Here is a 24,740-nt window from a genome sequence, read left to right as displayed (position 1 = left end):
AAGATTCCCTAAAGAAGTACGCCTGGAGAATGGTTTTGGATTTCCTCCTCAAGGAGGATGCCTTCCCCGGGAAGGACGTCCGCGCGCGTGGTGTCACACCCCCCGCCGCTGCCCACGTCTCACGGGTCTCAAACCAGACGACCGAGGCCTCAAACCAGACGACGCCCCTCCTTCCAGACCTGTGCCACCAGCGGCACCCCGGGCCGGTAGGCGAGGTGGACGTAGGACGGGGCGTCCATGATCACCAGGTCACCGGCGGCTCCCGTCCGCAGTACCCCGACGTCGTCGCGGCGCAGGGCCCTGGCTCCGCCGTACGTGGCGGCCCGGACCGCCTCCAGCGGCGTCATCCGCATCTCCCGTACGGCCAGCGCGACGCAGAACGGCATGGACGAGGTGAAGGAGGAGCCGGGGTTGCAGTCGGTGGCCAGCGCGACGGTCACCCCGGCCGCGAGCAGCCGCCGAGCGTCCGGGTACGGCGAGCGGGTCGAGAACTCCGCACCCGGCAGCAGGGTGGCGACGACCCCCGCCGCGGCCAGGGCATCGACGTCCCCGGCCGTCAGGTGGGTGCAGTGGTCGGCCGAGGCGGCGCCCACCTCGGCGGCGAGCCGCGCTCCGGGCCCCTCGCCGAGCTGGTTGGCGTGGACGCGCGGCAGCAGCCCGGACTTCATGCCCGCCAGCAGGATCTCCCGGCTCTGTTCGGCGTCGAACGCGCCGCGCTCGCAGAACACGTCTACCCACCTGGCGTACGGCGCGCAGGCCGCGAGCATCTCCCCGGTGACGACGCGGACGTAGTCGTCGGCGGACGGGGCGTCCGGCGGCACGACGTGGGCACCCAGGAAGGTGGTCTCGGCCGTGAACCGCCGGGCGATCTCCAGGGACCGGCGTTCGTCGTCGACCGTGAGGCCGTAGCCGCTCTTGATCTCGACGGTGGTGGTCCCCTGGGCGAGCATCTCGGCGACCAGGGCGGCCGCCCGCCCGGCCAGCGTGGCGTCGGTGGCGGCGCGGGTCGCCGCGACCGTGGTGCGGATGCCCCCGGCGGTGTAGCGCTCGCCCGACATGCGGGCGGCGAACTCGGCGGTGCGGTCCCCGGCGAAGACGAGATGGGCGTGGCTGTCGACGAATCCGGGGACGACGCAGCGCCCGCCGGCGTCCACGCGTTCGTCGGCGGCGGGCGCCTCACCGGAGGCTCCGATCCACGCCACCCGGCCGTCCTCGACGACCAGCGCGGCGTCCGTGATCTCCTCCCGATCGGGGTCGCCGGTGTAGAGCAGCCCGATCCGGTGGAAAAGCGTGCTCCGCCCCTCCCCCGCCGTACCGTCCACCCGCTCCGTTCCCGCCACGCCGCTCCCCCGATCCGCTCCGCCGCCCGTACCCGCCGACCCGCGCACGCCCTTCACGCCCCCTCCCCGCGGGCCGCCGCGATAGCCTCGCCCAGCATCGCGCCGACGTCGCCCAGGACGTGCCGGCCGTCCTCGACGACGCGGCGGCCGCCCGACACCACCGAGTGGACGTCCGCGGCCGACGCGGCGAAGACCACGGTCTCCGCCAGGTCGCGCGCGGGCGTGCCCGCCGTACGGACCGAGTCGAGGCGGACCGACACCAGGTCGGCCCACGCGCCCGGCACGAGCATGCCCGCGTCGGCGAAGCCGAGCGAGGAGTGGCCGTCGGCGGTGGCGGCGCACAGCAGCTCGGCGGCCGTCCAGTGGCCGCGCTGTTCGCTGACCAGCCGTTCGTCCAGTTCCACGGCGCGCGCCTCCTCGAACAGGTCGATGACGGCGTGGCTGTCGGAGCCGAGGGTGATCGGCGATCCCGCGTCGCGCAGCCTCCGGGCGGGCCCGACGCCGTCGGCCAGGTCGCGCTCGGTGGTGGGGCACATGCAGACGTGGGTGCCGGACTGGCCGAGCAGCGCGATGTCGACGTCGGACAGGTGGGTGGCGTGCACGGCGGTCGAGCGGGGTCCGAGGACGTCGTGCTCGCACAGGACCTCGACCGGGGTGGCGGCGTAGGTCTCCACGCAGGCGGAGTTCTCGCCGCGCTGCTCGGAGACGTGGGCGTGGGCCGGGACCGCGTGGTGCGCCGAGAACGCGCCGATCACCGGCATCTGCTCGGCGGGGACGGCGCGCACCGAGTGGACGGCCACGCCGATCTCCACGTCCTTCTCGCCGCGGTAGGCGGCGAGCAGCGCCTCGGCCCGCGCCGCCCACCCTTCGGCGTCGCCGTCCCCGAACCGCTGCTGGACTCCGGTCAGCGGGGTGCCGATGCCGCCGGTCAGGTAGCAGGTGTCCAGCAGCGCGATGCGCAGGCCCGCCTCCCGCGCCGCCCGCACGAGGGCGTGCCCCATGACGTTGGGGTCTTCGTACGGCCTGCCGCCGGGCGCGTGGTGCAGGTAGTGGAACTCCCCGACGCAGGTGATCCCGGCCAGCGCCATCTCGGCGTACACCGCCCTGGCCAGGGCGAGGTAGGAGTCGGGGTCGAGCGCCGCGGCCAGGGCGTACATCTGTTCGCGCCAGGTCCAGAAGCTGCCCTTCTCCCGCTGGGTGCTCCCGCGCAGGGCGCGGTGGAAGGCGTGGGAGTGGGCGTTGGCCAGGCCGGGGAGGGTCAGCCCGGTGAGGCGGACGGCCCCGGCGGGCGGCTCGGCCACGCCGGGGACGACATCGGAGATCATCGAGCCGGTGACGGTGACGAGCACGCCCTTCACCGCCTCTCCCGGGGGCAGCCAGGCCAGCTCGCACCAGTAGTTCAGCTCCGGCACAGGTCCTCCAGCACGTCGGCGAGGGCGGCGACCCCCGCGTGGCAGTCGGACGTCTCGGCGTGTTCGTCCGGGGAGTGTGAGATTCCCGTCGGATTGCGCACGAACACCATGGCGCTGGGAACGCCCGCGGCGGCGAGGATCCCGGCGTCGTGCCCGGCGCCGGTCGGCAGCGCGGGGGCGCCGCCGAGGACCGCGGCGAGGCGGTCGCGCAGGTCCGTGTCGAAGTCGACGACGGGGGTCCACGACTCGGCGCTCACCTCGGCGCCGGAGGAGCCGGCCAGTTCGGCGACCAGCGCCCGGACGGCGTCCTCCGTCTCGCCCCGGGCGTCGAGCCAGGCGCTGACCAGGCCGGGCACGGCGTTGGCGTTGCCGGGCGAGACGCGCACCTTGCCGAAGGTGGCGAGCACCCCGGCGCGTTCGGCGGCCTCGCGGGCCAGCAGGACGGTCCGGGCGAAGGGCAGCATGGGGTCGTCGCGGTCGGCCAGGCGGGTGGTGCCGGCGTGGTCGGCCCGTCCGCGGAAGTCGAAGCGCCAGCGGCCGTGCGGCCAGATGGCCGAGGCCACGCCGACCGGGGCTCCGGCGTCGACCAGGCCGCGGCCCTGCTCGACGTGCAGCTCCACGAAGACCCCGATGTGCCGGAGCGTCTCGTCGTCCCGGCCGAGGGCTCCGGGGTCGCGTCCGGCCCGGCGCAGCACCTCGGCCAGCGAGTCGCCCTCGTCGTCGGTCAGTCCGCGGGCGCGGTCGGGGTCGAGGACACCGGTGAGGAGCCGGGATCCCACGCAGGGAACGCCGAACCTGGCGCCCTCCTCGTCGGTGAAGCAGGCGACGCCCAGCGGGCGGGCGGGTTCGGCGCCCCTGGCGCGCAGCGTGTCGAGGGCGGCGAAGGCGGAGACGACGCCGAGGGGGCCGTCGAAGGCACCGCCCTGCCGCACCGAGTCCAGGTGGCTGCCGGTGACGACGCCGGGACGGGCGGACGGGTCGCCCCACCAGGCCCAGAGGTTGCCGTTGCGGTCCTGGCGCAGGTCGAGGCCGCGCCGCTCCGCCTCCTGGCGGAACCACTCGCGCAGCTCCCGGTCGGCGGGCGACCACGCGTCGCGCAGGTACCCGCCGGTGCGGCCGTCACGTCCGAGGTGCTCGATGGCACCCCACATCTCGTCGAACACCATCCCATTATGTGAATGAAGCCATTCATTTGCGAGCCCTCATCTCCCCCGGGCGGCCCGATCTCCCCAGGCGGCTCGCGAGGCGTCAGGCGACGGGGCGGACCGCCGGGCGGAGGGTGATGTCGGTGAGGTGCGCGTCGGGCGAGGCGGTCACCGCCGCCAGCACCGCGCGGGCCACCGACTCCGGCGTCAGGTATCTCTCCGGCTCGTAGGCCCCGTTCTCCTGGGCCCGGACCCCGCGCTGCATCTCGGTGTCGATGCGCCCGGGGTAGACGGTGGTCACCCGCAGGGCGGGCTCCTCCTGCCGGAGCACGTCGGCGAAGGCGCGCAGCGCGAACTTGCTGGCGGCGTAGGACCCCCAGGTGGGGTTGGCGTTCAGCCCGGACCCCGAGTTGATCGCCACCACCTGGCCGTGGGCGGCGCGCAGCGCGGGCAGCAGCAGCCGGGTCAGCTCGGCCACCGCGACGACGTTGACCTCCATCGTGCGGCGCCACACCTCGGCGGGCGTCTCCTCGATCCGGCCCAGCGTCACCACGCCCGCGCTGTGCACCAGCACGTCGAGCCGGTCGATCCCGGCGACGTCGGCCTCGGTGACGGCGGTGAGCTCCACCGGCCAGGGCCGCGCGCCGGGCAGCTCGGCGCACAGCTTGCCGAGCGCCTCGGCGTCGCGGCCGCCGAGCAGCAGATCGTGGGTGGGGGCGAGGGCACGGGCGACGGCGGCCCCGACTCCCCGGGAGGCTCCTGTGACCAGTGCGGTCGGTCGTGCGGACATGCGGGCCACGTTACTCCGGGCCCGCCGGCCCGCCGTCACCCCCTCCGGGCGGCGCCGCCCAGGTCACCGCCCGTCCGCGGGCCGCCACCGGGTCGCCACCGGCTCACCGCCGGGGTGCCACCGGCACGGCTACCGGTACGGGCGGAAGGTCGCGGGGCCGGGCCGCTCCAGGGTCAGGGCGTACTCGTCGTGCGGGTAGCGGTGGTCGTCCGGGCGGACCCGGACCTCCCCGGCGGCGGCCTCCAGGATGACGCAGCGGTACCACTCGCCGTCCCGCAGGAGCTCCCAGTGCCCCATGAGCACCTCCAGCCCGGACCGCCGGACCTCCTCGTCGGCCTGGTCCTCGGACCCGGTCTCGCCGAGGGGGTAGCCGAACACGGTCAGCGGCTCCCAGCCGTCGCCGTTCTGCCGCAGGTAGCCCAGGAGGGCGCCGTCGTCGTCGCGTCTGATCTCTCTCACGGTTGACACCATATACAAACTTGAATACAAACTTGTATATGTCCTCCACCCGCGTTCTCCTGCTCGGCGTGCTGCTCGACGGCCCGCTCCACGGCTACGAGGTACGGCGCCGCCTCGAAGTCATGGGCACCCACCACTGGGCCAACGTGGCCTACGGCTCGATCTACCACGGGCTGGCCAAGATGGCCGACGAGGGCCTGCTGGAGCGGGCGGAGGAGGGCAGGGGCGGCAGGACCGTCTACGCGATCACCGAGACCGGCCGGGAGGAGTTCAACCGCCTGCTGCTGTCGAACTGGTGGGAGATCAAGCCGATCGTCGACCCGTTCCAGGTGGCGCTCACCTTCATGGACCGGCTGGCGCCGGCCGAACTGACCTCGGCGCTGGACGCCAGGGCCGCCCAGCTCCGGTTCTCCGTCGAGATGGTCCGGCGGGCGATGGGCGGCAAGCAGGCCTACGGCGCTCCCCCGCACATCGACGAGTGCCTGCGGCTGAACCTCCTCCAGCTCCAGGCCCAGCTCACCTGGGTGGAGGAGGCCGCCGAGAAGGTCAGGAACGGCGAGTTGCCCTGAAAAACCGGTTGAGCCTCACCCCACCGGAGGGTTCACCCTCTTCTTGGGACGCGCCGTGAAACGTCCTGGCGCGCCTTCCGGACCTTCCAGCCACGCCCTCCGGAAGGGCACGTCCCTGCGTTCGCCACTCTTCTCCGGCGAACACCCCGGAGCACCGCACGACCCCCCATCCCCGAACGGAGAATCATGATCATTGAGGCGCAGGGGCTGCGCAAGACCTTCACCGCCCGGCGCGGGCGCGGCAAGGCCGAGGAGGTGGAGGCCGTCCGGGGCATCGACCTGAGCGTCGGCGAGGGCGAGATCTTCGCCGCGCTCGGCCCCAACGGCGCGGGCAAGACCACCACGGTCCGGATGCTCGCCACCTTCACCGTCCCCACCGCCGGGACCGCCCGGGTCGCCGGACACGACGTGGTCACCGAGGCGGCCAAGGTCCGCGAGCGGATCGGCTACGTCAGCCAGGCCGGCGGCGTGGACGACAACGCCCCCGGCCTGGAGAGCCTGGTGCTGGCCGCCCGCCTCGCGGGGGCCTCCCGCAGGGACGCGCTGGCCCGCGCCGGCGAACTGCTGGAGACCTTCAGTCTGACCGAGGTCGCGAACCGCCCGGCGCGGACCCTCTCCGGCGGGCAGAAGCGCCGCTTCGCCCTGGCCATCGGCCTGGTCAACCGGCCGCCGCTGGTCTTCCTGGACGAGCCCACCACCGGACTGGACCCGCAGAACCGCGCTAACCTGTGGGACGAGATCCGCGCCCTGCGCGACGCGGGCACCAGCGTGCTGCTGACCACCCACTACCTCGACGAGGCCGACGCGCTGTGCGACCGGCTGGTCATCATCGACCACGGCCGGATCGTCGCCGAGGGCACCCCCGCCGGGCTGAAGAAGGAGGTCGCGGGCGACGTCGTCACCCTGCGGACCGGCGACCCGGCCGCGGCCCGGGAACTGCTGGCCGCGCAGCCGTACATCGCCGAGACGCGTCTGGAGGGGGAGGTCCTGCGCGCCTACCTCGACGACGGCGAGCACAGCCTGCCCGCGCTGCTGCGCGCCCTGGAGTCCGGAGGCGTGACGATCGGCTCCATCTCCCTCGACCGGGCCACGCTCGACGACGTCTTCCTCAAGCACACCGGCCGCTCCCTGCGCGACGCCGCCTGACACCCGCCGCCCGGCCGTTCCCTGCGCGACGCCACCCGCCGCCCGGCCGTCACCGCACGACGCCACCCGGCACCCGCCGCCCGGCCGTGCGGCCTCCGACCCCCGACCGAAGAAGGAACCCCCCGATGCTCCGGCACACCATGCTCTTTCTGGGCTACGAACTCGGCAACCTCCGCCGCAACCCCGCCTGGCCCCTGCTCGGCATCATGCAGCCCGTCCTCTACCTGCTGCTGTTCGCCCCGCTGCTGACCAAACTGACCCCGGGCGGGACGCTGTCCGAGGCCCTGGTCGTGTTCACCCCCGCCGCCCTGGTGATGATCGCCCTGTTCGGCTCGATGTTCACCGGGTTCGGCATGATCAACGAGACCCGCAACGGGGTGCTGGAGCGGCTGGCGGTCAGCCGGGCGTGGCGGCCCTCGATCGTCCTCGGCAGGGTCGCCAAGGACATGATCATGCTGGTCCTGCAGTCGCTCCTGGTCCTCGGCGTGGCCGCGCTGATGGGCCTGCGGATCTCCCTGGCCGCGATGGGCCTCATGCTGCTGCTCATGGCCGTCACCGGTCTGTTCGCCGCGAACCTGTCGTACGGCCTGGCGCTGTCGATCCGCGACGAGAACGGCATGTCGCAGATCGTGCAGTTCTTCCTCCTGCCGCTGATGCTGCTGTCCGGCCTGATGCTGCCGATCTCCCTCGGCCCGGACTGGATGCAGGCGGCCGCGAAGTTCAACCCGCTGTACTACGCGGTCGAGGCGGGCCGGGCGCTGTTCGCGGGGGACTTCTCCAGCGGCACGATCCCGACCGCCTTCGCGCTGTTCCTGGTCCTGGGCGTCCTCACCCTGACCTGGTCGGTCCGCTCGCTGCGCAAGCTGGCCGGCTGACCCGCGCAGCCCGCTCCCCCGGCCCCGGCGCCCGCCCGCTCCCCGGTCCTCCCGCGACCCCGGCTCCCGCCTCCCGGTGGCGGGGCCGGGGAGGTGGCGGGGCCGGGGAGGTGGTGGAGCCGGGGAGGTGGTGGGGCCGGGCGACGGGCCGGGGTCTGGGAGGCCGTGGGGCCGTCACTCGACGAAGACCCCGCCCTGGTCGGTCATCCGCTCGTACTCCTCCAGGCGGGCCTGGGTGCGCAGCGGCGCGGCGTCGGCCATGGCCTCCACCAGCACCATGGCCAGGGCGAGCGGTGCCGCGTGCGAGTCGAACACCAGCCGCTCGCCGACCGGCGCGTCCAGCAGGACGTCGGCCTCGAACGGCACGTCGCGCCGGTCGGTGATCACCGCGGTCCGCAGGCCCAGCTCGCGTGCCTGGTTCAGGGCGGCGACCGCCTCGGCGGGGTAGCGGGGCAGGACCACCGCGACCAGCCAGCCCGCCCCGGCCCGGCGCGCGGCGTGCAGGCCGTCGGCCAGCTCGGAGCCGCCGTGGACCATCAGGCGGACGTCGGGGTGGATGCGGCGGGCGAAGTAGGCGAACGTGGTGGCCAGCCCGCTGGAGACGCGCAGCCCCAGCACGGGCAGCGGCTCGCACCCGGCGAGCGCGGCGCCCAGCTCGGCGACCGGCGACGGGTCGGCCAGGCCCTCGCGCACGCCGCGCAGGTTGCCGATCTCGACGTCGATGGCGGTCTGCAGATCGTTGGCGTTCCGCGGGTCGCCGGCGCGCGGCGGGACCCGGTCGCCCACCACGAGGGGCCGCAGCGCCTGCCGCAGCTCGGGATACCCGGCGAAGCCGAGCCCGACGGCGAACCTGGTGACCGACGGCTGGCTCACCCCGGCCCGGTCGGCCAGTTCCACGCTGGACAGGAAGATCGCCTCGTCCAGGTGGTCGCCGAGGTAACGGGCGATCCGCCGCTGCACGGGCGACAGCCGCCGGCCTTCAAGAAGTCGATCGAGTCCGTGCCCCACGTCCCCTCCAACCGCCGGGCCGCGCACGGGCATTCCCGCACCCGCCGCGCATCCGGTGTGCGTCCACCGCGCGTCCGGCACGTGACCGCCGCACGACCGGCGCGTACCCGCCCGGACGGGACCCGTACGCGCCCTGGCCGGCGGGCCCGGTTCTCCGGCGGGCCCGGCCGTCGGACGGGCCCGGCTGCCAGGCGGGCCCGCCCGTGTTCCGGCGCGGGCCCTCGGGCCCGCAGGCCGGTCAGGACTCGCGCATCGGGACGCGGACGCCGCGCTCCTCCGCCACCGTGACGGCCTCGTCGTAGCCGGCGTCGACGTGGCGCATCACGCCGGTCCCGGGGTCGTTGGTCAGGACCCGGTTCAGCTTCTCCGCGCCGAGCCGGGTGCCGTCGGCGACGGTGACCTGACCGGCGTGGATCGACCGGCCGATGCCGACGCCGCCGCCGTGGTGGATGGAGACCCATGCGGCGCCGGAGGCGACGTTGAGCATGGCGTTCAGCAGCGGCCAGTCGGCGATCGCGTCGGAGCCGTCCGCCATGCCCTCGGTCTCCCGGTACGGCGACGCCACCGACCCGCAGTCGAGGTGGTCGCGGCCGATGACCAGCGGCGCCTCGATCTCCCCCGAGGCCACCATGTCGTTGAACCGCTCCCCGGCCAGGTGACGCTCGCCGTACCCGAGCCAGCAGATCCGGGCGGGCAGCCCCTGGAAGTGGACCCTCTCCCCGGCCATCCTGATCCAGCGGGCCAGCGGCTCGTTGTCGGGGAACAGGTCCAGGATCGCCCGGTCGGTCCTGGCGATGTCGGCGGGGTTCCCCGACAGCGCGGCCCAGCGGAACGGGCCTCTGCCCTCGCAGAACAGCGGCCGGATGTAGGCGGGCACGAAGCCGGGGAAGTCGAAGGCACGCTCGAAGCCGGCCAGCTTCGCCTCGCCCCGGATGGAGTTGCCGTAGTCGAAGACCTCGGCGCCGGCGTCCTGGAAGCCGACCATGGCCTCGACGTGCCGGGCCATGGACTCGCGGGCCCTGCGGGTGAAGCCTGCCGGGTCCTTGTCGCGCTCGGCGGCCATGTCCTCGAAGGCCATGCCGGACGGCAGGTACATCAGCGGGTCGTGCGCCGACGTCTGGTCGGTGACGACGTCGATCTCGGCGCCTCGGCGCAGCAGCTCGGGGAAGGCGTCGGCGGCATTGGCCTCGACCCCGATGCTGAGCGGCTCGCGCCGGTCGCGGGCGTCGTAGGCCAGGCGCAGCGCCTCGTCGAGGTCGGCGGCGCGGACGTCCAGGTAGCGGTGCTCGATGCGGCGGTCGATGGACCGGGGGTCGCAGTCGACGCAGATCACCACGCCGCCGTTCATCGTCACGGCCAGCGGCTGGGCGCCGCCCATACCGCCGAGCCCGGCGGTCAGCGTGATCGTCCCGGCGAGCGAGCCGCCGAACCGCTTGGCGGCGACGGCGGCGAAGGTCTCGTAGGTGCCCTGCAGGATGCCCTGGGTGCCGATGTAGATCCAGGAGCCGGCCGTCATCTGCCCGTACATGGTCAGGCCCGCGGCCTCCAGGCGGCGGAACTCCTCCCAGTTCGCCCAGTCGGGCACCAGGTTGGAGTTGGCGATGAGGACCCGAGGCGCCCACTCGTGGGTGCGGAACACCCCGACCGGGCGGCCGGACTGCACCAGCAGCGTCTCGTCACCCTCCAACGTGGTCAGGGTGCGGACGATCGCGTCGAAGGAGCGCCAGTCGCGCGCGGCCCGCCCCGAACCGCCGTAGACGACGAGCTGCTCGGGATGCTCGGCCACCTCCGGGTCCAGATTGTTCTGGATCATGCGGAGCGCCGCCTCCTGCGGCCATCCCCTGGCGGTGAGCGTGGTGCCGCGTGGGGCGCGCACGGTCCGGCTGCCGGTCATGACCGAGCCTCCTCATCGTCATGAATGAATGCATTCATATTTGTCACCCGGAGGCCACGGGTCAACCCGGCGCGGCAGGTCCGGTCCGGGAGACCCGGTCCGGGAGACCCGATGTGCGAGGCCGTGTGCGGGGCCCGCCCGGGAGGGTGTGTGCGGGGCCCGGTGCGGGAGGGCGTCCCGGCCGCCGCCGGGACGCCCTCCGTTTCCGGCCGTCCTCCGGCCCCCGCCCTGACCCTAGTCCCGCACGGACTGGGCGAAGAGGAGTGAGCCGGGGAGCGCCCACGGGACGCTCCGAATTGCGAAGAAGAGGCTCCGCACAGGCCAGGTGCCCGCTTTCCGGAGCGGCGAATCAGCGGGAAGCCGGGTCTTCCGAAGTATCTCGCCACCCGCTACGCAGATTTTCCGCAATCCCCGCCGAAGGCTTGAGGCGGTCACCCGAGGGGATGGTGACGGTCAGGGGGCCCGCCGAGTACCGGAAAGCGCCAGGAGGGGGACCGGCATGAAGGACGCGGACGATGTGAACCTGCCCGGCGGTTCGGACATGACAGGGGTGTCGGGTGACGCGGCGGACATCGGCCCGTCCGCCGACGCGAACCTGACCGCGGAACAGGCCGCGGTCTTCAGGGCGGTCTCGGAGCTGGAGAGCTCCGGCGGACCGGGACACGTGGCGGAGATCGCACGGGTGACGGGGTTGGACCCCGGGCGCGTCGAGGAGGTGCTGGCGGAGCTCATCGGAGGGCCCGGCCTGGTCGTCGCCGCCACCGACCCCTGGCACTCCGAGCTCGGGCCCCGCTACCAGGTGCAGAGCCTGGACTGACGGCGGCGCAGGGCGCCGGCGCTCCACGGCCCGGAGGGGGAGCACGGGCCGCGGAGCGCCGGCGCCCGGCGCCGCCGGGCGGAGGCGGGTGTCAGCCGCGGCGGGCGGCGCCGTACTCCCTGCGCATCTCGGCCACGGTGTCCAGGATCTCGTCCTGGGTCTTGAGGAGCCTGGCCTCGGCCTCCTCGGTCCGCCCCTCGGCGGCGAGCCGCCGGTCGCCGACCCGGCCGCCGAGCTTCCGCTTGGCCTTCGCCTTCATCTCACGCAGATTGAGCTTCTCGACCAGACCCACGATCCACACTCCTTCGGCAGGCAGGCCCTTCAGCTTCCCGGGGAGCGGCCGGATATGCCTGCCGGACCACGAATCGGCCCGTGCCGGCACTGAAGCGGTCCGCCGCCCGGCTCTGGCACGGCGGGCGACGGGCGACGGAGGGCAGGCGGCAGGCGGCGGGCGGCGGACCGCTTCGGGCGTCGAGGACCGCCGTCCGGCGCCCCTTGCACACCAGGTCGCGCACGGGCGAGACTTTCGCGGCGGAGATCCACATGTTCGGCCGTCCGACGCCGGACGGCCTCCCCGAGGATCAGCCGATGTCGGGGAGGTCGGCCGACTCGGCGCCGTACTCGGCGTCGCCGTCCTCCGGGCGGCGGAGCTTGACGTCCTCCACCCAGGCGGCGCAGTACCGGCGGATCGCGGCGGTCTCCTCCGCGGTCAGGCCATAGGCCTCGAAGTCCTCGTCGGCGATCAGCTCGACGAACTCCAGGCGCATCACCAGCTCGGCGAGCGAGAACTCCTCGTTGTGCAGGCGGGCGAGGCCCTCCAGGTCGCGGAAGCCGTACAGGTGGGAGACCGAGACGACGTCGATGACGTCGCGGGCGAGGCTGCGCTCGTGCAGGGCCCGCATCTTCAGGCCGACCGCGTCGTCCAGGGAGACCACGGACACGTCGCCGACGACCACGGGCCCGCGCTGGAGCGCCTCCCTGAGCAGGTCGAACTCGCAGCTCTGCTCGGTCACCGGGTCGCTCACCACCAGCCGCGCCATCCGGGGCCCGGACTCCACCACGGTGGCGTCCAGCCCGGCCTCCCGGAACGTGTCGGCGACCGCGCCGGCCACCTCGGGCAGCGGCGTCTCGGCGGCGGTCGCGAAGTCGAGGTCGTTGCTCGGGCGTTCGGTGAGGCCGTGGGCGTTCATGGCGTAGCCGCCGGCCAGCACGAGGCCGAACCGGTCGCAGACCGGCAGGACGGCCTGGAGCATCCGTTCCTGCAACGGGGGCAGTCGTATCGCGTCCACCCTGCTCACTCCCACCTGGCTCGCGCTCGTCCCAACGCGGAGATCTTGCCCTCCCAGGCTCCGCGGTAACTCGGCCCGAGGCCACGGCGCAGCAGGGGCCAGTCGGCGAGGAGGATCTCGGCGTTGAGGTACGCCTCGGCGTCCTCGCGCCCGCCGCCGGTGATGACCGTCCGGTAAAGGCTCATCCGCAGCAGCCGGTTCCCCAGGTCGAACTCGGTCAGGCCCGACCAGGCCAGGTGGACGGGCAGGCTGACCACCCCGGTGGCGGGGCCGCGCAGGTCGGCGAGGGAGTCGGGCACCCGGTGCGCCACGCCCTCCCAGCGGGACGGAAGTCCGCTCACGGCCGGGTCACTCCCGGCTCGCGGTGTGCTCACGGCCGTCCCGGCCCGCGGCGCCCTCATGGCGTCCCCGGCCCGTGGTGTGCCCGCGGTCGTCCCGGCTCTGCTCGCGGCCGTCCCGGCCCGCGGCGCCCTCGTGGTGTCCCCGGCCCGTGGCACGTTCCCGGCCCGTGACGCGCTCCTGACCCGCAGGGTGCTCGTGGCGCTCCTGGAGCCTGACTAGGCGGCGGGTGGAGGGCAGGTCGTGCCGGCCGGAGACGAACTCCTGGAAGGCGATCTTCACCTGGATGACCGGTCGCCGCCAGCGCCTCTCCCGGTGCACCGCCGTGGCCATCTTCCGGGGCCGGGGCCGCCGGGAGCCGGGCGCCATGAACCAGTGCGCCCACGGCGAGCCCGGACGGGCCAGCCGTAACGCGCCCACGATCAGCAGCGGCGGCAGGAACAGACCGGCCAGGCCGGTCCAGATCTTCCCCTTGAGGAGGGTGACCACGGCCAGCGCGAGGTTCGCCACGATGACGCCGGCGGTGAGCCACGCCCCACGCGGCGTGCCGTCGGAGTTCTCCCAGACCAGCGGGCGCAGACCGGTGAGGAGCAGGCCGGTGATCGCGATCGCGGTGAACACCGCGTCCACCGACGCCCGCCCCTCCTCCTCCCAGTAGACGTCGCGAAGGTGCAGGATCAGCGCGAACTCGTCCAGTATCAGGGCGGCCCCCGCCCCGAACACGGCGGCCGTCACGGCGTACCAGCCCTGGGAGAGGCCCGAGACGACCAGCCCCGCCACCCCGCCCAGCAGGGTCAGCACCACGCCGAACACCACGTGGTGGATGTGCATGTCACCGACGCTGACGTTCCCGAACCAGCCGATCTTCGCCCGGATCAGCCGGACGTTGATCCTGGTCAGCACGAACGCGGCGATCAGCGCGACGAAGAAGCAGAACAGCGGCAGCCGTCCCGTCTCAAGGATCCTCTCGCGGAAGAAGTCGTCCATCGATTCATCAGATTATGCAAGGAACCCATGCGACACGGCCGCCCCGCCGTACGGCCGGGCGGAGACGGACGTTTCCCCGCGAGTCCCCCGCGAGCCCCCGTGAGTCCCCGGTGAGTTCCCGGTGAGTCCCCGTGAGGGATTTCGCTCGGCGGGTGCCGCCGGTTAGGCTGGCCACGGCACCGATGAACCCGTGCGGGAGAGAGTCCTGACATCCAGGCCAGGACCCCTGAAGGAGCAAGCCCTCCCCGCGAACCTCTCAAGGCAAAGGACCGTGCGGGTAGGTGACCTCTGGAAAGCAGGCCGTACGGCCTCGCCGAAGGTGAAAGTCCGGCAAAAATCGGGCGAAGCTCTCAGGCAACGATGACAGAGGGGGAGGATGCTCTCATCCGTCCCCTGCCTGAGGTGCGAACATGTCACGACCCACGCCGCTGCGCGGTGTCCACGAGGCTCTCGGCGCCACCCTGACCGACTTCGCGGGGTGGCTGATGCCGCTGCGTTACGGCAGCGAGTCCGCCGAGCACAACGCTGTCCGCCAGGCGGCGGGCCTGTTCGACCTCTCCCACATGGGTGAGATCTTCGTGACCGGCCCGCAGGCGGGTGAGGCCCTCGACTACGCGCTGGTCGGCCACCTGTCGGCGCTGGAGCCGGGCCGCGCCCGCTACACCATGATCGTCTCGCCGGACGGCGGCGTGCTGGACGACCTGATCGTCTACCGCCTGGCCGCCGACGAGTTCATGGTCGTCGCCAACGCGTCCAACTACCCCCGGGTCGCCGCCGAGCTGACCGATCGGGCCAAGGACTTCGACGCCGCGGTGGACGACCGCTCCGAGGAGTACGCGCTGGTCGCGGTGCAGGGCCCGAACTCGCGCGCCATCCTCGGCGGGCTCACGGACGCCGACCTCGACGGCCTGAGGTACTACGCCGGCCTGCCCGCGACCGTCGCCGGGGTCCGGGCGCTCATCGCCCGCACCGGCTACACCGGCGAGGACGGCTTCGAGCTGTTCGTCGCCGCCGGTGACGCCGAGGCGCTGTGGTCGGCGCTGACCGAGGCGGGCGCCCCGCACGGTCTCATCCCCGCGGGCCTGTCCGCCCGCGACACCCTCCGCCTGGAGGCGGGCATGCCGCTGTACGGCAACGAGCTGACGTCCGGGCTGACCCCGTTCGACGCCGGGCTCGGCCGTGTGGTGAGGTTTGACAAACCGGGCGACTTCGTCGGCCGGGCCGCCCTGGAGCCTCTCAGGGACGTCCCGCCCGCGCGCCGCCTGGTCGGACTGATCGCGACCGGCCGCAGGGTGCCCCGCCACGGCTACCCGGTGGTCGTCGCCGGTGACGGCGCCGTCGTCGGCGAGGTGACCAGCGGAGCCCCGTCCCAGACCCTGGGCAGGCCCATCGCCATGGCCTACGTGGACGGTGACCGTTCCGAGGGTCTGGCCGTGAGCATCCGGGGTACCCATGAAGCGGTCGAGGTCGTCGACCTGCCTTTCTACAGGAGGAAAAAGTGAGCAGCATTCCCGATGACCTGCAGTACACCAAGGAGCACGAGTGGGTCGCGGGCATCGACGACGGCCTGACCCTCACCGTGGGCGTCACGGCCTACGCCGCCGAGTCGCTCGGTGACGTGGTCTACGTGCAGGTCCCCGAGGTCGGCTCCACCGTCGCCGCGGGTGACGCGGTCGGCGAGGTCGAGTCCACCAAGTCGGTGAGCGACATCTTCGCCCCGGTGGGCGGCGAGATCGTCGAGGTCAACGACCTGGTCGTGGACGACCCGTCGCTGGTCAACAGCGACCCCTACGGCGAGGGCTGGCTCTTCCGCGTCCGTATGGAGGGCCGGCCCGAGGACCTCCTGTCCGCCGAGGAGTACGGCGTGCTCACCTCCGGTGAGTCCTGACCTCCTCCCAACAGTGCCGTGACCATGCGGGCCATGGGGGCTCGCGTGGTCGCGGCGACGCAAGCAAGGACCAGATCAATGGCGATCAGCGTCTTCGATCTCTTCAAGATCGGTATCGGCCCGTCCAGTTCGCACACCGGGGGCCCGATGGCCGCGGCGCACAGGTTCGCCCGCGGCCTCGCCCAGGACGGGCTGCTGGAGAAGACCGCGAGGGTCGAGGCGATCCTGTACGGCTCGCTCGGGCTGACCGGCAAGGGCCACGGCAGTGACAAGGCCGTCCTGCTCGGCCTGTCGGGTGAGAAGCCCGAGCTGGTGGACGTCGACACCGTCGACGAGCGGCTGGCCGCCATGCGCGAGAGCGGGACCGTCCGGTTGTACGGCGCGCACGAGATCCCCTTCGTGATCGGCGAGGACCTCGTCTTCGAACGGAAGATCTCGCTGCCGCACCACCCCAACGGCATGCGCTTCACCGCCTTCTCCGAGTCGGGTGACCCGCTCCGTGAGAAGGTCTACTACTCGGTGGGCGGCGGGTTCGTGGTGGACGAGAACGCCACCGGCGCCGACCGGATCAAGCCCGACGACACCGCGGTGCCGTACCCCTTCACGACCGGTGCCGAGCTGCTGGCGCACTGCGCCGAGACCGGCCTGTCGATCTCCGGGCTGATGATGGAGAACGAGAAGGCGTTCGGCCGCTCCGCGCAGGAGATCCGCGACGACCTGCTGAACCTGTGGCGCGTCATGAGCGAGTGCGTGCGGCGCGGCATCGACAAGGAGGGCGTGCTGCCCGGCGGGCTGAAGGTCCGCCGCCGGGCCCACCAGCTCCACCGGCGGCTCAGCGGCGAGTCGTCCGGGCAGGACCCGCTGCAGGCGATGGACTGGGTCACGTTGTTCGCGCTGGCGGTGAACGAGGAGAACGCGGCCGGCGGCCGGATCGTCACCGCCCCGACGAACGGCGCGGCGGGCATCATCCCGGCCGTGCTCACCTACTACCACCGGTTCACGCCGACGCCCGGCGAGGACGGCGTGGTGCGCTTCCTGCTGACCGCCGGGGCGATCGGCGTGCTGTTCAAGGAGAACGCCTCCATCTCCGGCGCCGAGGTCGGCTGCCAGGGCGAGGTCGGGTCGGCCTGCTCGATGGCCGCGGCCGGGCTCACCGAGGCGCTGGGCGGCACCCCGGAGCAGGTGGAGAACGCAGCCGAGATCGGCATCGAGCACAACCTCGGCCTGACCTGCGATCCGATCGGCGGACTGGTGCAGATCCCGTGCATCGAGCGCAACGCGGTGGCCTCGATCAAGGCGATCACCGCCGCCCGGATCGCGCTGCGCGGCGACGGCCGGCACTTCGTCCCGCTGGACAAGGCGATCAAGACGATGCGCGACACCGGCCGGGACATGCTCGACAAGTACAAGGAGACCAGCCGCGGCGGCCTCGCGGTGAACGTCATCGAGTGCTGAGCCGCCACCGCAGGCCGCGCGCACGTCTCCGCAGGTCACCGTGCGGGAAGGTCTCCGGCGCATGACCATCGAATCATCAGAATCGGCAGAATCAGCGCAAAAGCCGCCTTTCCGCACCTGATCTCCGCCGGGCGGCCTATGCTGGTTGGCTCGTCGCGGAGGTTCCGGCCGCAGGAGCCTTCCACCCGAGATGGACCCGGAGGTCGGAAGGTGTCAGCGGGAGTACGTCCGGACCGCCGTTCCCCGCGCCTTCTCCGCCTTCTCGGCGCCCACTGGGTCTTCCTGGCCGCCCTGCTCGCCGGGGGCGCGCTGCGGGCCCTGGCCGTGCTCGGCTACCGCCCGGCCCTGTGGTTCTGGGCCGACTCCTTCGTCTACCTCAACGGCGGCCTCGACCCGCGGCCCATGGAGTCGCGGCCCTCGGGATACTCGCTGTTCCTGTGGCTGCTGCACCCCCTGTCCAGCGTGCCGGCCGTCGTCGTCGTCCAGCACCTCCTCGGCCTGGCCACGGCGGTCTGCGTCTACCTCGTGCTGCGCCGCCCCGGCGGCCTGCCCGGCTGGGGCGCCACGCTCGCCGCCCTGCCGGTCCTGCTGGACGTCCACCAGGTCCAGCTCGAACACCTCGTCATGGCCGACTCCCTGATGGAGTTCCTCGCGGTGCTGGCCGTCACGCTGCTGCTGCGGCGGGAGCGGCCGGGCGTCCCGGCCGCCCTGTTCGCCGGACTGCTGCTGGCCGCGGCGACCGTCACCCGGACGATCGGCCTGCCGCTGACCGCCGTCGTCCTCGTCTGCCTGGTGATCCGCCGGGCCGGCTGGCGGGCGGTCACCGCCACCGCCGTGGCCGCCGCGCTGGGCCTGGGCGCCTACGCCGCCTGGTTCCACTCCGAGTACGGTTCCTACGGGCTGACCCGTGGCAACGCCTTCCTGTACGCGCGCACGCTCACCTTCGCCGACTGCCCGAAGATCAGACCGGCCGGTCCGGAGGCCGTCCTGTGCCCGGACGAGCCGGTGAGCGAGCGCAAGGCCCCACCGGCGTACATCTGGGACGGCTCCTCCCCGCTGAACGAGATCGAGGGGAGCTGGGCAGAGCGCGACCGGCTCGCCGGCGACTTCGCCGCCCAGGCCATCAGGGCCCAGCCCCTCGACTTCCTGCGCACCGGACTGGCCGACGTGGCCCACATCTTCGACTGGAACCGCCGCGTCTACCCCGCCCCCGGCCCGCAGAGCGCCTACGTCTTCCCGGAGACGGCCAGGCCCTTCCCGGAGGGCGCCGCCTCCCGGGGCCGGACGGCCGAGCAGATCACCGCCGCCTACCAGGGCGTCTCGGGCCGGCCCGTGCTGGCCGAGCCGTACGCCGGGCTGCTCCGCGACTACCAGCGGTACGGCTACCTGCGCGGCCCGTTCATCGCCGCGATCGTGCTGATCGGCCTGGTCGGCGTCCTGGCGCGCGTCCGGCGGCTCGGCGGCGCCGTGCTGCTGCCGTGGGCGGCCGGCGCGACGCTGCTGGCGCTGCCGCCGTTCATCGCGGCCTTCGACCACCGGTACGTGGTGCCCGCCCTGCCGTTCGCCTGCCTGGCGGCCGGGCTGGCCTTCTCCCGGACCTCCAGGAGACCTCGTGCGGCGGATGAGGAGACCCCGGGCGCGTCCGGCCCGGAGGTGCCGGCCTTCCCCGCGCCCGGGCGGAGCGACCGGCTCGTGCATCCGGTCCCGGTCGCCGCGGCGGCCGACGCGCGTCCCGGCACGTTCTTCAGCCCGTCCCGCGATGCCTACCCGAGCCTGGGAGACCGGGATCCGTGGGCGGACCGGCCGACGCCCGCCGTACCGGCCGGGTCGTGGTCCGGCGGGTCAGCGCCGTCCGACGTGCAGCCGGACGACCGCCCCGAGATCGTCGTCTCCGACCGTCCGGCGCACCTTGCCGACCGCGTCGCGGTTCAGCCGCGCGACGAGCTTCGCGAGGTCCGACGACGGCCCGCAGGTCACCGAGATCCGCAGCCGGTCGCATTTGACCCACCGGACGCGGATCCGGGCGAGCCCTTCGATTTCTTTAAGCGCAACCCCCAGCATGGCGGTCGCGCTGCCGCTCCGGCTCCCCAGGCGTCCCAGCCCCACGGCCCGGATCAGCCAGAGGATCGACAGCAGCGCCAGCGCCGTCAGTAGCAGCGCGGCCGCCCACCCCGCCCACGGATGCTCGGCCACCCGGGCGGGCAGCCCGCGGGGCAGCAGGCGCTCCCCGCGCGGCCGGGGGAGCTTGCCCTCCCCGCGCAGGAAGCCGTAGAGGCCGGCCGCGGCCAGCGCCAGCCCGACGACGGCGAGCCCGATGCGGTTGCCCCGGTACGGCCTCATCCGCGCTCTCCGCCCATCCGCCGCTCCCGTCCGCCGGACATCTAGAGTCCCCGCTTGCGGAGCCGTACCACGATCTCCCCCTCGGAGATCGCGCCCAGGCCCGCCAGCCGGTCGCCCACCACCGTGCCGACCTGGCGGAGCAGGGGGCCGGTCCGCTCGGCGCCGCTGATGACCGTGATCTCGATGTCCCGCGCGCCGAGGCGTACCCGCGCGCCGGTCACCTCGTCCACCGACTCGGCCGCCGCCCGGAGCGTACGGCGCAGCCCGCTCCTGGTCAGGCCGATGTACAGCCGCGGATCGGAGGTCTCCAGCGGCACCAGCCGGGTGCGCCCCGGCAGCAGCGCGAGGGTGAGCAGCACGGCGCCGGCCACGATCGCGCCCACCGAGACGAGGATCACGGAGGGGTCCGACCAGGCGGCGGCGCCGGGCCCGGTGGCGATCCTCCGGTACGGCACCCGCCCCAGCGGGTGGTCCGTGACCATCCCGACCGTCACCCCGGCGGCGGCCGACAACGCGGTGGACGTCATCAGGGCGACCACCACGCCGGCCGGGCTCCTCGCCGGGCGGAACAGCCGTACCGCCCGGCGGCGCGCGGCGTGCTGCTGTTCCTCGGCCGTCGTCCCCCCGAGCCCCGCCGAGGTCTCCTGAAGGCTACTCGTCACGCCCCCAGGCTTAACCGGCCGGAAGCTCCCGTGCGGGCCGCGACCTGCCATTTTCATGATCTTGTGATCGCCCTGGCGGGAGACTTTACCGCCGCCCGATGGACATGAATACTGCTCATGTTCGGCCGCGCCGGGTTATCCTGCCGTCATGGACGACCGCCAGCGCTACGACCGGGTCACCGCGCACCTGGACCCCCCGTTCGCCGTCCTCGACCTGGCGGCCATGCGCTCCAACGCGGAGAACATGGTCCGGCGGGCCGGCGGCAAGCCGATCAGGGTCGCCAGCAAGTCGATCCGCTCCCGCCCCGTTCTCGAACGGATCCTCGCCATGGACGGCTTCGCCGGGATCATGGCCTTCACCCTCCCCGAAGCCCTCTGGCTCGTCTCCACCGGACTGCGGGACGTGCTCGTGGCCTACCCCACGGCCGACCGCGCCGCGCTCGCCGAACTGGCCGCCGACGGCCGCGCGGCCCGGGAGATCACGATCATGGTCGACCACCCCGACCACCTGGACCTCGTCGAGTCGGCCGTGGCCGGCGTCCGCGACCGCCACGAGATCCGGGTCTGCCTTGACATCGACGCGGGGTTCGTCGCGTTCGGCGGCCGGCTCCGGGTCGGCGCCCGCCGCTCCACCGTCCGCGAGGCCGGCCAGGCCGCCGACCTGGCCGCCGGCATCGCCAAGCGGACCGGCTTCCGCCTCGCCGGGCTGATGGCCTACGAGTCCCAGATCGCCGGGGTCGGCGACGCCCCGCCGGGCGGCGCCGCCCGCACCCGGGCGATCCGGTGGATGCAGGCCAGGTCGCGACGCGAGCTCGTCTCCCGCCGGGGCCGCATCGTCCACGCCGTCCGCCAGGTCGCCGACCTGGAGTTCGTCAACGGCGGCGGCACCGGCAGCATCGAGAAGACCGCCCGCGAGAAGGCCGTCACCGAGGTGGCCGCCGGATCGGGCTTCTTCCACCCCCGCCTGTTCGACTTCTACCGCGGCTTCACCGGCCGGCCCGCCGCGCTGTTCGCCCTCCCGGTCGTCCGCCGCCCCGCCGCCGGCGTCGTCACCGTCCTCGGAGGCGGCTACCACGCCTCCGGCGCCCCCGGCCCCGACCGCCTCCCCCAGCCCTACCTCCCCTGCGGCCTGCGCTACGACCCCGACGAGGGCGCCGGGGAGGTCCAGACCCCCCTCCTCGGCCAGGCAGCCGAGGAGCTGCGCGTCGGCGACCGCGTATGGTTCCGCCACGCCAAGGCCGGCGAGCTGTCCGAGCGCTTCGCGAGCCTGCACCTCGTCGACGGCGAGGAGATCGTGGAGGAGGCTCCCACCTACCGCGGTGAGGGCCGGACCTTCCTCTGACGCACCCGGCCCCTCTGACGCACACGGCCCGCGGGCTCACACCCGCGGGCCTCACGTCCTCACGTCCCCGGCAACTCACGTCCCCGTGGACTCACTTCTCCGGCACCTTGCTTCCCCGGCGGCTTGTTTCCCTGACGCCTTGTTTCCCCGGCGGCTTGTTTCCCCGGCGACGCCGTCCGTACGGCCCGCCGCCCGGTCAGCGGCGGCGCCGCCGCCAGAGCAGGACCGCCGCGCTGACCGCGAGCACCGCGCCCACACCCACCAGGATCGGCCCGAGCTCCGCCAGTTCCGGCTGCTCCCCCGCCCAGAGGTCCTCGGATTCCTCCCCCGGCCGCACCGGCCGCGGGTTCAGCCCGACCGCCTCGCCGACCCGCTCGCTCACCGAGACCAGGAACCGCCTGGCGTCCGACTCGGCCTTGGCGACCGTCCGGCGCGCGACGTTCTTCGGGCTCACCCGGTCGGCGATGGCATCCACCGTCTGGGCCAACTCGGCACGGGTCCGCGCGATGCGCCGCTCCAGCTCCATGGGATCGGTGTCCGCCATGGCTCTCCTCTCCTCGCCCTTGACATCGATCAGTCTGTCAGGTCCGTCCCCCCGACGACACTTCGGGCCGACCGGTAAGTTGACCCGGGAACGATTCCACGAAGGGACACCATGAAACTCGAGCCCGGCGACGCCGCCCCGGACTTCGCCCTTCCCGCCGCCGACGGCACGACCGTCTCCCTGGAGGGTCTGCGTGGCAGGCGGGTGATCCTGTACTTCTATCCCGCCGCGATGACCCCGGGCTGCACCAAGCAGGCCTGCGACTTCCGCGACAGCCTCGACTCGCTGGCCGCCGCCGGCTTCGCCGTACTGGGGGTGTCGAAGGACTCCCCCGCCAGGCTGGCGAAGTTCGCCGAGCGCGACGCGCTGACCTTCCCGCTGCTGTCGGACCCGCAGCTGGAGGTCCACAAGGCGTACGGCGCGCACGGCGAGAAGACGATGTACGGCAAGACCATCGTCGGAGTGCTGCGCTCCACCTTCGTCATCGACGCCGACGGCAAAATCGAAAAGGCTCTCTACAACGTGAAGGCCACCGGCCACGTGGCGCGTCTCCGCCGGGAGCTGGGCGTGGACGAATAACCTTTTCACCCTTTTATCGCCATTTGATCGCGCCCCGAGAATTGTCGGTCACGCCGCCCATCCTCGGCACGTGCCCATCAAATACAAATACACCCCCGAAATGCTGGCCGAGGCGGCGGCGGAATCCCTCAGCGTCACCGAGGTCCTCCGCCGCCTGGGCGTGACGGTCGCCGGAGGCAACCACGCCCACATCAGCCGCCAGCTGAAGCGCTTCGGCATCGACACGTCCCACTTCCTCGGCCAGGCTCACCATCGGGGAGGCCGCTCGCGCCAGCGCCTGTCGTCAGATCAGATCCTTCGTGTGCTCCCGCCCGGATCCCACAGGATCAAGCCTCCCATGCTGCGTCGGGCGCTCCAGGAAGTGGGCGTACCCTACCGCTGCGAGGGCTGTAAGATCGAGGGAGTCTGGCAGGGCCGGAACCTGACCCTGCACGTCGATCACATCAACGGCGACTGGCTCGACAACAGAATAAACAACTTGCGTTTTCTCTGCCCGAACTGCCATTCTCAGACAGAGAATTTCGCGGGAAAAAATAAAGGGGCCGTAGCCCAACGGCAGGAGGCGGCAGTTTTAGGTACTGTACAGAGCGGGTTCGAATCCCGTCGGCCCCACAAAAGAATCGAAAACAACTCGGCGGTTCTGAGATCCGTGGACACCGCCCTGACCGTCTCGCCCCAGGACGCTTTCTTCATCGAGTACTACCGGGAGAAGAAGGGCGCGAAGTCGAGGTCCGCGGTCATCCGTGAGGCGCTGCGACTGCTGCGTGAGACGACCCTGGAGGAGGAACGCGCCGCCGGCACCCGTCCGTATCCCGGGTCGTGACCTCAGCCGGTACGGCGCAGCAGGAGGGTGACGAAGCCCAGGACGCCGCGGTAGCCGTTGAGCCACATGTCGCGGTGGTCGCGGGCGGCGGCCAGGGCGGCGTCGCCGTCGGGGCCGGGGTTGTCGAGGGCCCAGTTCGTGAGGGTGCCGGTCCAGGACCACTCGTAGTCGTCCCATTCGGCGAGTTCGCTGGTGTGGGCGTAGACGGTGGCGTATCCGGCGTCCTCCGCCCGGGTCACGGTGCCCGCGAGGTCGGCGTACTCGTCGGGTTCGGCGCCGAACCGGTCCAGGAAGGCCGGTGTGGGCGAGGTCTCCCAGAATCCTTCCCCCACCAGGGCGAGCCCTCCGGGGCGCAGGTGGCTGCGGACGGCGTCGAGGGTGGGGCGCAGCCCGCCGTAGGCGTGGGTGGCTCCGACGCACAGGACGAGGTCGTAGGGAGCGGCGCCGCCGAACTCGGCGGCGGGTGTCTCGTGGAGGCGGAGCCGCTCGGTGAGGCCGCGGCGGGCGGCCTCCTCTCCGGCGGAGGCCAGGGCGCTCGGGGAGACGTCCACGCCGTCGGCGATCGTCCCCGGGTGGAGTTCCAGCGCCCGGAGCGTCCAGCGGGCCTCTCCGCAGCCGAGGTCGAGGATCCGTGCTCCGTCGGGGAGGCGCGGCCGGCGGAGGAGGCGGTCGAGGTTCGTCTCGCTCACGGGGGCTGCGACGGGATGGTCGAGATGGGCGATGTGGCTGATCAGGTCGCGGTTCATCGGGCAGATGGTGCCAGGCGGTTCCGGCGCTCCGCCACCGGTTTAACGGTCCACCGGATTGTTTCCGCCACCCGTTACCGGTTCGGCGGCCCGCCGGAACGGCCCGGCCACCGGCCACCGGTCTGACGGCCCGCCGAATGGCTCCGGCCACCGGCCACCGGTCTGACGGCCCGCCGAATGGCTCCGGCCGCACGCCGCCGGTCCGACGCCCGCCGGAACGGCCCGGCCGCCGGCCCGGCGGCCCGGCGAATGGTTCCGGTCGCACGCCGCCGGTTCGACGGCCCGCCGTAT

General features: G+C 73.0%; 25 protein-coding genes, 1 tRNA gene, 1 pseudogene and 2 riboswitches. Of the genes and pseudogenes, 13 read left to right on the top strand and 14 right to left on the bottom strand.

Features of this window, described 5'->3' with window-relative positions; genetic code table 11:
• Positions 1-149: 149 nt before the first annotated feature.
• The 5 genes from hutI to ACFYSC_RS22650 form a co-directional block, all read right to left on the bottom strand.
• Complete coding sequence (hutI, locus tag ACFYSC_RS22670) at positions 150-1,340, bottom strand: imidazolonepropionase (RefSeq protein ID WP_389964894.1); 1,191 nt, start codon at positions 1,338-1,340, stop codon at positions 150-152.
• A 53-nt stretch (positions 1,341-1,393) separates the two neighbouring features.
• The gene (locus tag ACFYSC_RS22665) at positions 1,394-2,752 is read right to left on the bottom strand and encodes a formimidoylglutamate deiminase (RefSeq protein ID WP_389964891.1); all 1,359 of its coding nucleotides are present in this window, start codon (positions 2,750-2,752) and stop codon (positions 1,394-1,396) included.
• Complete coding sequence (locus ACFYSC_RS22660; RefSeq protein ID WP_389964889.1) at positions 2,740-3,918, bottom strand: allantoate amidohydrolase; 1,179 nt, start codon at positions 3,916-3,918, stop codon at positions 2,740-2,742. Before ACFYSC_RS22660 ends, ACFYSC_RS22665 begins: the two co-directional genes overlap by 13 nt.
• A gap of 82 nt (positions 3,919-4,000) precedes the next feature.
• Complete coding sequence (locus tag ACFYSC_RS22655) at positions 4,001-4,687, bottom strand: SDR family oxidoreductase (RefSeq protein ID WP_389964886.1); 687 nt, start codon at positions 4,685-4,687, stop codon at positions 4,001-4,003.
• Positions 4,688-4,816: 129 nt separating this feature from the next.
• Positions 4,817-5,146, bottom strand: coding sequence for a hypothetical protein (locus tag ACFYSC_RS22650; protein WP_389964883.1), 330 nt, complete (start codon positions 5,144-5,146; stop codon positions 4,817-4,819).
• Positions 5,147-5,184: 38 nt separating this feature from the next.
• On the opposite strand from ACFYSC_RS22650, the gene ACFYSC_RS22645 reads away from it, so the two are divergent.
• From ACFYSC_RS22645 to ACFYSC_RS22635, 3 genes are all read left to right on the top strand, one after another.
• Positions 5,185-5,715: a PadR family transcriptional regulator gene (locus tag ACFYSC_RS22645; protein ID WP_389964881.1), complete on the top strand. Its 531-nt coding sequence runs from the start codon at positions 5,185-5,187 to the stop codon at positions 5,713-5,715.
• A 186-nt stretch (positions 5,716-5,901) separates the two neighbouring features.
• Positions 5,902-6,861 carry an ATP-binding cassette domain-containing protein gene (locus tag ACFYSC_RS22640; protein WP_389964878.1) on the top strand — a complete coding sequence of 320 codons (960 nt, stop codon included), beginning with the start codon at positions 5,902-5,904 and terminating at the stop codon, positions 6,859-6,861.
• A gap of 125 nt (positions 6,862-6,986) precedes the next feature.
• Positions 6,987-7,736 (top strand): ABC transporter permease, encoded by a 750-nt coding sequence (locus ACFYSC_RS22635; protein WP_362930624.1) that lies wholly within the window; start codon positions 6,987-6,989, stop codon positions 7,734-7,736.
• Between the two features lie 174 nt (positions 7,737-7,910).
• Here the strand turns inward: ACFYSC_RS22635 and ACFYSC_RS22630 are convergent, their stop codons facing one another.
• The gene (locus ACFYSC_RS22630; RefSeq protein WP_389964874.1) at positions 7,911-8,744 is read right to left on the bottom strand and encodes a MurR/RpiR family transcriptional regulator; all 834 of its coding nucleotides are present in this window, start codon (positions 8,742-8,744) and stop codon (positions 7,911-7,913) included.
• A gap of 238 nt (positions 8,745-8,982) precedes the next feature.
• Positions 8,983-10,638 carry a urocanate hydratase gene (gene hutU, locus ACFYSC_RS22625; RefSeq protein WP_389964871.1) on the bottom strand — a complete coding sequence of 552 codons (1,656 nt, stop codon included), beginning with the start codon at positions 10,636-10,638 and terminating at the stop codon, positions 8,983-8,985.
• 499 nt (positions 10,639-11,137) lie between these two features.
• Between hutU and ACFYSC_RS22620 the strand changes: the two genes are divergently transcribed.
• Positions 11,138-11,455 carry a hypothetical protein gene (locus ACFYSC_RS22620; protein ID WP_389964868.1) on the top strand — a complete coding sequence of 106 codons (318 nt, stop codon included), beginning with the start codon at positions 11,138-11,140 and terminating at the stop codon, positions 11,453-11,455.
• 91 nt (positions 11,456-11,546) lie between these two features.
• Here the strand turns inward: ACFYSC_RS22620 and ACFYSC_RS22615 are convergent, their stop codons facing one another.
• The 4 genes from ACFYSC_RS22615 to ACFYSC_RS22600 form a co-directional block, all read right to left on the bottom strand.
• Positions 11,547-11,747: a hypothetical protein gene (locus ACFYSC_RS22615; protein ID WP_362930616.1), complete on the bottom strand. Its 201-nt coding sequence runs from the start codon at positions 11,745-11,747 to the stop codon at positions 11,547-11,549.
• A gap of 289 nt (positions 11,748-12,036) precedes the next feature.
• Entirely contained in the window at positions 12,037-12,744 is a 708-nt protein-coding gene (locus tag ACFYSC_RS22610) for a nucleotidyl transferase AbiEii/AbiGii toxin family protein (protein ID WP_362930612.1), read from the bottom strand.
• Between the two features lie 5 nt (positions 12,745-12,749).
• The gene (locus ACFYSC_RS22605) at positions 12,750-13,085 is read right to left on the bottom strand and encodes a hypothetical protein (protein ID WP_389964864.1); all 336 of its coding nucleotides are present in this window, start codon (positions 13,083-13,085) and stop codon (positions 12,750-12,752) included.
• A gap of 7 nt (positions 13,086-13,092) precedes the next feature.
• Positions 13,093-14,070 carry a hypothetical protein gene (locus tag ACFYSC_RS22600; protein ID WP_389964861.1) on the bottom strand — a complete coding sequence of 326 codons (978 nt, stop codon included), beginning with the start codon at positions 14,068-14,070 and terminating at the stop codon, positions 13,093-13,095.
• Positions 14,071-14,253: 183 nt separating this feature from the next.
• Positions 14,254-14,352, top strand: a riboswitch (glycine riboswitch).
• Positions 14,353-14,447: riboswitch (glycine riboswitch) on the top strand.
• Positions 14,448-14,480: 33 nt separating this feature from the next.
• On the opposite strand from ACFYSC_RS22600, the gene gcvT reads away from it, so the two are divergent.
• The 4 genes from gcvT to ACFYSC_RS22580 all read left to right on the top strand — a co-directional run bounded on the left by gcvT (position 14,481) and on the right by ACFYSC_RS22580 (position 19,567).
• Positions 14,481-15,572 (top strand): glycine cleavage system aminomethyltransferase GcvT, encoded by a 1,092-nt coding sequence (gcvT, locus tag ACFYSC_RS22595; protein ID WP_389964858.1) that lies wholly within the window; start codon positions 14,481-14,483, stop codon positions 15,570-15,572.
• On the top strand, positions 15,569-15,958 hold the full coding sequence (gene gcvH, locus ACFYSC_RS22590; protein ID WP_362930604.1) for a glycine cleavage system protein GcvH: 390 nt from the start codon (positions 15,569-15,571) through the stop codon (positions 15,956-15,958). The genes gcvT and gcvH overlap by 4 nt, the downstream gene beginning before the upstream one ends.
• A gap of 78 nt (positions 15,959-16,036) precedes the next feature.
• Positions 16,037-17,413, top strand: coding sequence for an L-serine ammonia-lyase (locus ACFYSC_RS22585; protein ID WP_389964855.1), 1,377 nt, complete (start codon positions 16,037-16,039; stop codon positions 17,411-17,413).
• Positions 17,414-17,623: 210 nt separating this feature from the next.
• The gene (locus tag ACFYSC_RS22580; RefSeq protein ID WP_389964852.1) at positions 17,624-19,567 is read left to right on the top strand and encodes a hypothetical protein; all 1,944 of its coding nucleotides are present in this window, start codon (positions 17,624-17,626) and stop codon (positions 19,565-19,567) included.
• Positions 19,568-19,794: 227 nt separating this feature from the next.
• On the opposite strand, the gene ACFYSC_RS22575 is transcribed toward ACFYSC_RS22580, so the two are convergent.
• Complete coding sequence (locus tag ACFYSC_RS22575; RefSeq protein ID WP_389964849.1) at positions 19,795-20,415, bottom strand: DUF6286 domain-containing protein; 621 nt, start codon at positions 20,413-20,415, stop codon at positions 19,795-19,797.
• Positions 20,416-20,563: 148 nt separating this feature from the next.
• Here ACFYSC_RS22575 and ACFYSC_RS22570 point away from each other — a divergent pair, with 148 nt between their 5' ends.
• On the top strand, positions 20,564-21,757 hold the full coding sequence (locus ACFYSC_RS22570; protein WP_389964846.1) for an amino acid deaminase/aldolase: 1,194 nt from the start codon (positions 20,564-20,566) through the stop codon (positions 21,755-21,757).
• A 196-nt stretch (positions 21,758-21,953) separates the two neighbouring features.
• Here the strand turns inward: ACFYSC_RS22570 and ACFYSC_RS22565 are convergent, their stop codons facing one another.
• Complete coding sequence (locus ACFYSC_RS22565) at positions 21,954-22,301, bottom strand: DUF3618 domain-containing protein (protein WP_389964843.1); 348 nt, start codon at positions 22,299-22,301, stop codon at positions 21,954-21,956.
• Between the two features lie 111 nt (positions 22,302-22,412).
• Here ACFYSC_RS22565 and bcp point away from each other — a divergent pair, with 111 nt between their 5' ends.
• From bcp to ACFYSC_RS22545, 4 genes and pseudogenes are all read left to right on the top strand, one after another.
• Positions 22,413-22,880, top strand: a complete 468-nt coding sequence (gene bcp / locus ACFYSC_RS22560; protein WP_389964840.1) for a thioredoxin-dependent thiol peroxidase — start codon at positions 22,413-22,415, stop codon at positions 22,878-22,880.
• Between the two features lie 100 nt (positions 22,881-22,980).
• Positions 22,981-23,388, top strand: a pseudogene (locus tag ACFYSC_RS22555) (HNH endonuclease); the annotation flags it as partial.
• A gap of 30 nt (positions 23,389-23,418) precedes the next feature.
• A tRNA-Leu gene (locus ACFYSC_RS22550) sits at positions 23,419-23,492 on the top strand.
• A gap of 37 nt (positions 23,493-23,529) precedes the next feature.
• Entirely contained in the window at positions 23,530-23,703 is a 174-nt protein-coding gene (locus ACFYSC_RS22545) for a hypothetical protein (RefSeq protein WP_389964837.1), read from the top strand.
• 2 nt (positions 23,704-23,705) lie between these two features.
• On the opposite strand, the gene ACFYSC_RS22540 is transcribed toward ACFYSC_RS22545, so the two are convergent.
• Positions 23,706-24,449, bottom strand: a complete 744-nt coding sequence (locus tag ACFYSC_RS22540) for an SAM-dependent methyltransferase (protein WP_389964834.1) — start codon at positions 24,447-24,449, stop codon at positions 23,706-23,708.
• Positions 24,450-24,740 lie beyond the last annotated feature (291 nt).

The organism is Streptosporangium sp. NPDC004379 (assembly GCF_042873875.1).
GTDB lineage: Bacteria > Actinomycetota > Actinomycetes > Streptosporangiales > Streptosporangiaceae > Streptosporangium.
This window is presented reverse-complemented; position numbering and strand designations above follow the sequence as displayed.

Coding starts and splice junctions, on each gene's coding strand:
- gcvT (WP_389964858.1), top strand. CDS start 14,481: ATGTCACGACCCACGCCGCTGCGCGGTGTCCACGAGGCTCTCGGCGCC.
- ACFYSC_RS22655 (WP_389964886.1), bottom strand. CDS start 4,687: ATGTCCGCACGACCGACCGCACTGGTCACAGGAGCCTCCCGGGGAGTC.
- ACFYSC_RS22540 (WP_389964834.1), bottom strand. CDS start 24,449: ATGAACCGCGACCTGATCAGCCACATCGCCCATCTCGACCATCCCGTC.
- hutU (WP_389964871.1), bottom strand. CDS start 10,638: ATGACCGGCAGCCGGACCGTGCGCGCCCCACGCGGCACCACGCTCACC.
- ACFYSC_RS22570 (WP_389964846.1), top strand. CDS start 20,564: ATGGACGACCGCCAGCGCTACGACCGGGTCACCGCGCACCTGGACCCC.
- ACFYSC_RS22585 (WP_389964855.1), top strand. CDS start 16,037: ATGGCGATCAGCGTCTTCGATCTCTTCAAGATCGGTATCGGCCCGTCC.
- ACFYSC_RS22565 (WP_389964843.1), bottom strand. CDS start 22,301: ATGGCGGACACCGATCCCATGGAGCTGGAGCGGCGCATCGCGCGGACC.
- ACFYSC_RS22600 (WP_389964861.1), bottom strand. CDS start 14,070: ATGGACGACTTCTTCCGCGAGAGGATCCTTGAGACGGGACGGCTGCCG.
- bcp (WP_389964840.1), top strand. CDS start 22,413: ATGAAACTCGAGCCCGGCGACGCCGCCCCGGACTTCGCCCTTCCCGCC.
- ACFYSC_RS22660 (WP_389964889.1), bottom strand. CDS start 3,918: ATGGTGTTCGACGAGATGTGGGGTGCCATCGAGCACCTCGGACGTGAC.
- ACFYSC_RS22620 (WP_389964868.1), top strand. CDS start 11,138: ATGAAGGACGCGGACGATGTGAACCTGCCCGGCGGTTCGGACATGACA.
- ACFYSC_RS22645 (WP_389964881.1), top strand. CDS start 5,185: ATGTCCTCCACCCGCGTTCTCCTGCTCGGCGTGCTGCTCGACGGCCCG.
- ACFYSC_RS22635 (WP_362930624.1), top strand. CDS start 6,987: ATGCTCCGGCACACCATGCTCTTTCTGGGCTACGAACTCGGCAACCTC.
- ACFYSC_RS22640 (WP_389964878.1), top strand. CDS start 5,902: ATGATCATTGAGGCGCAGGGGCTGCGCAAGACCTTCACCGCCCGGCGC.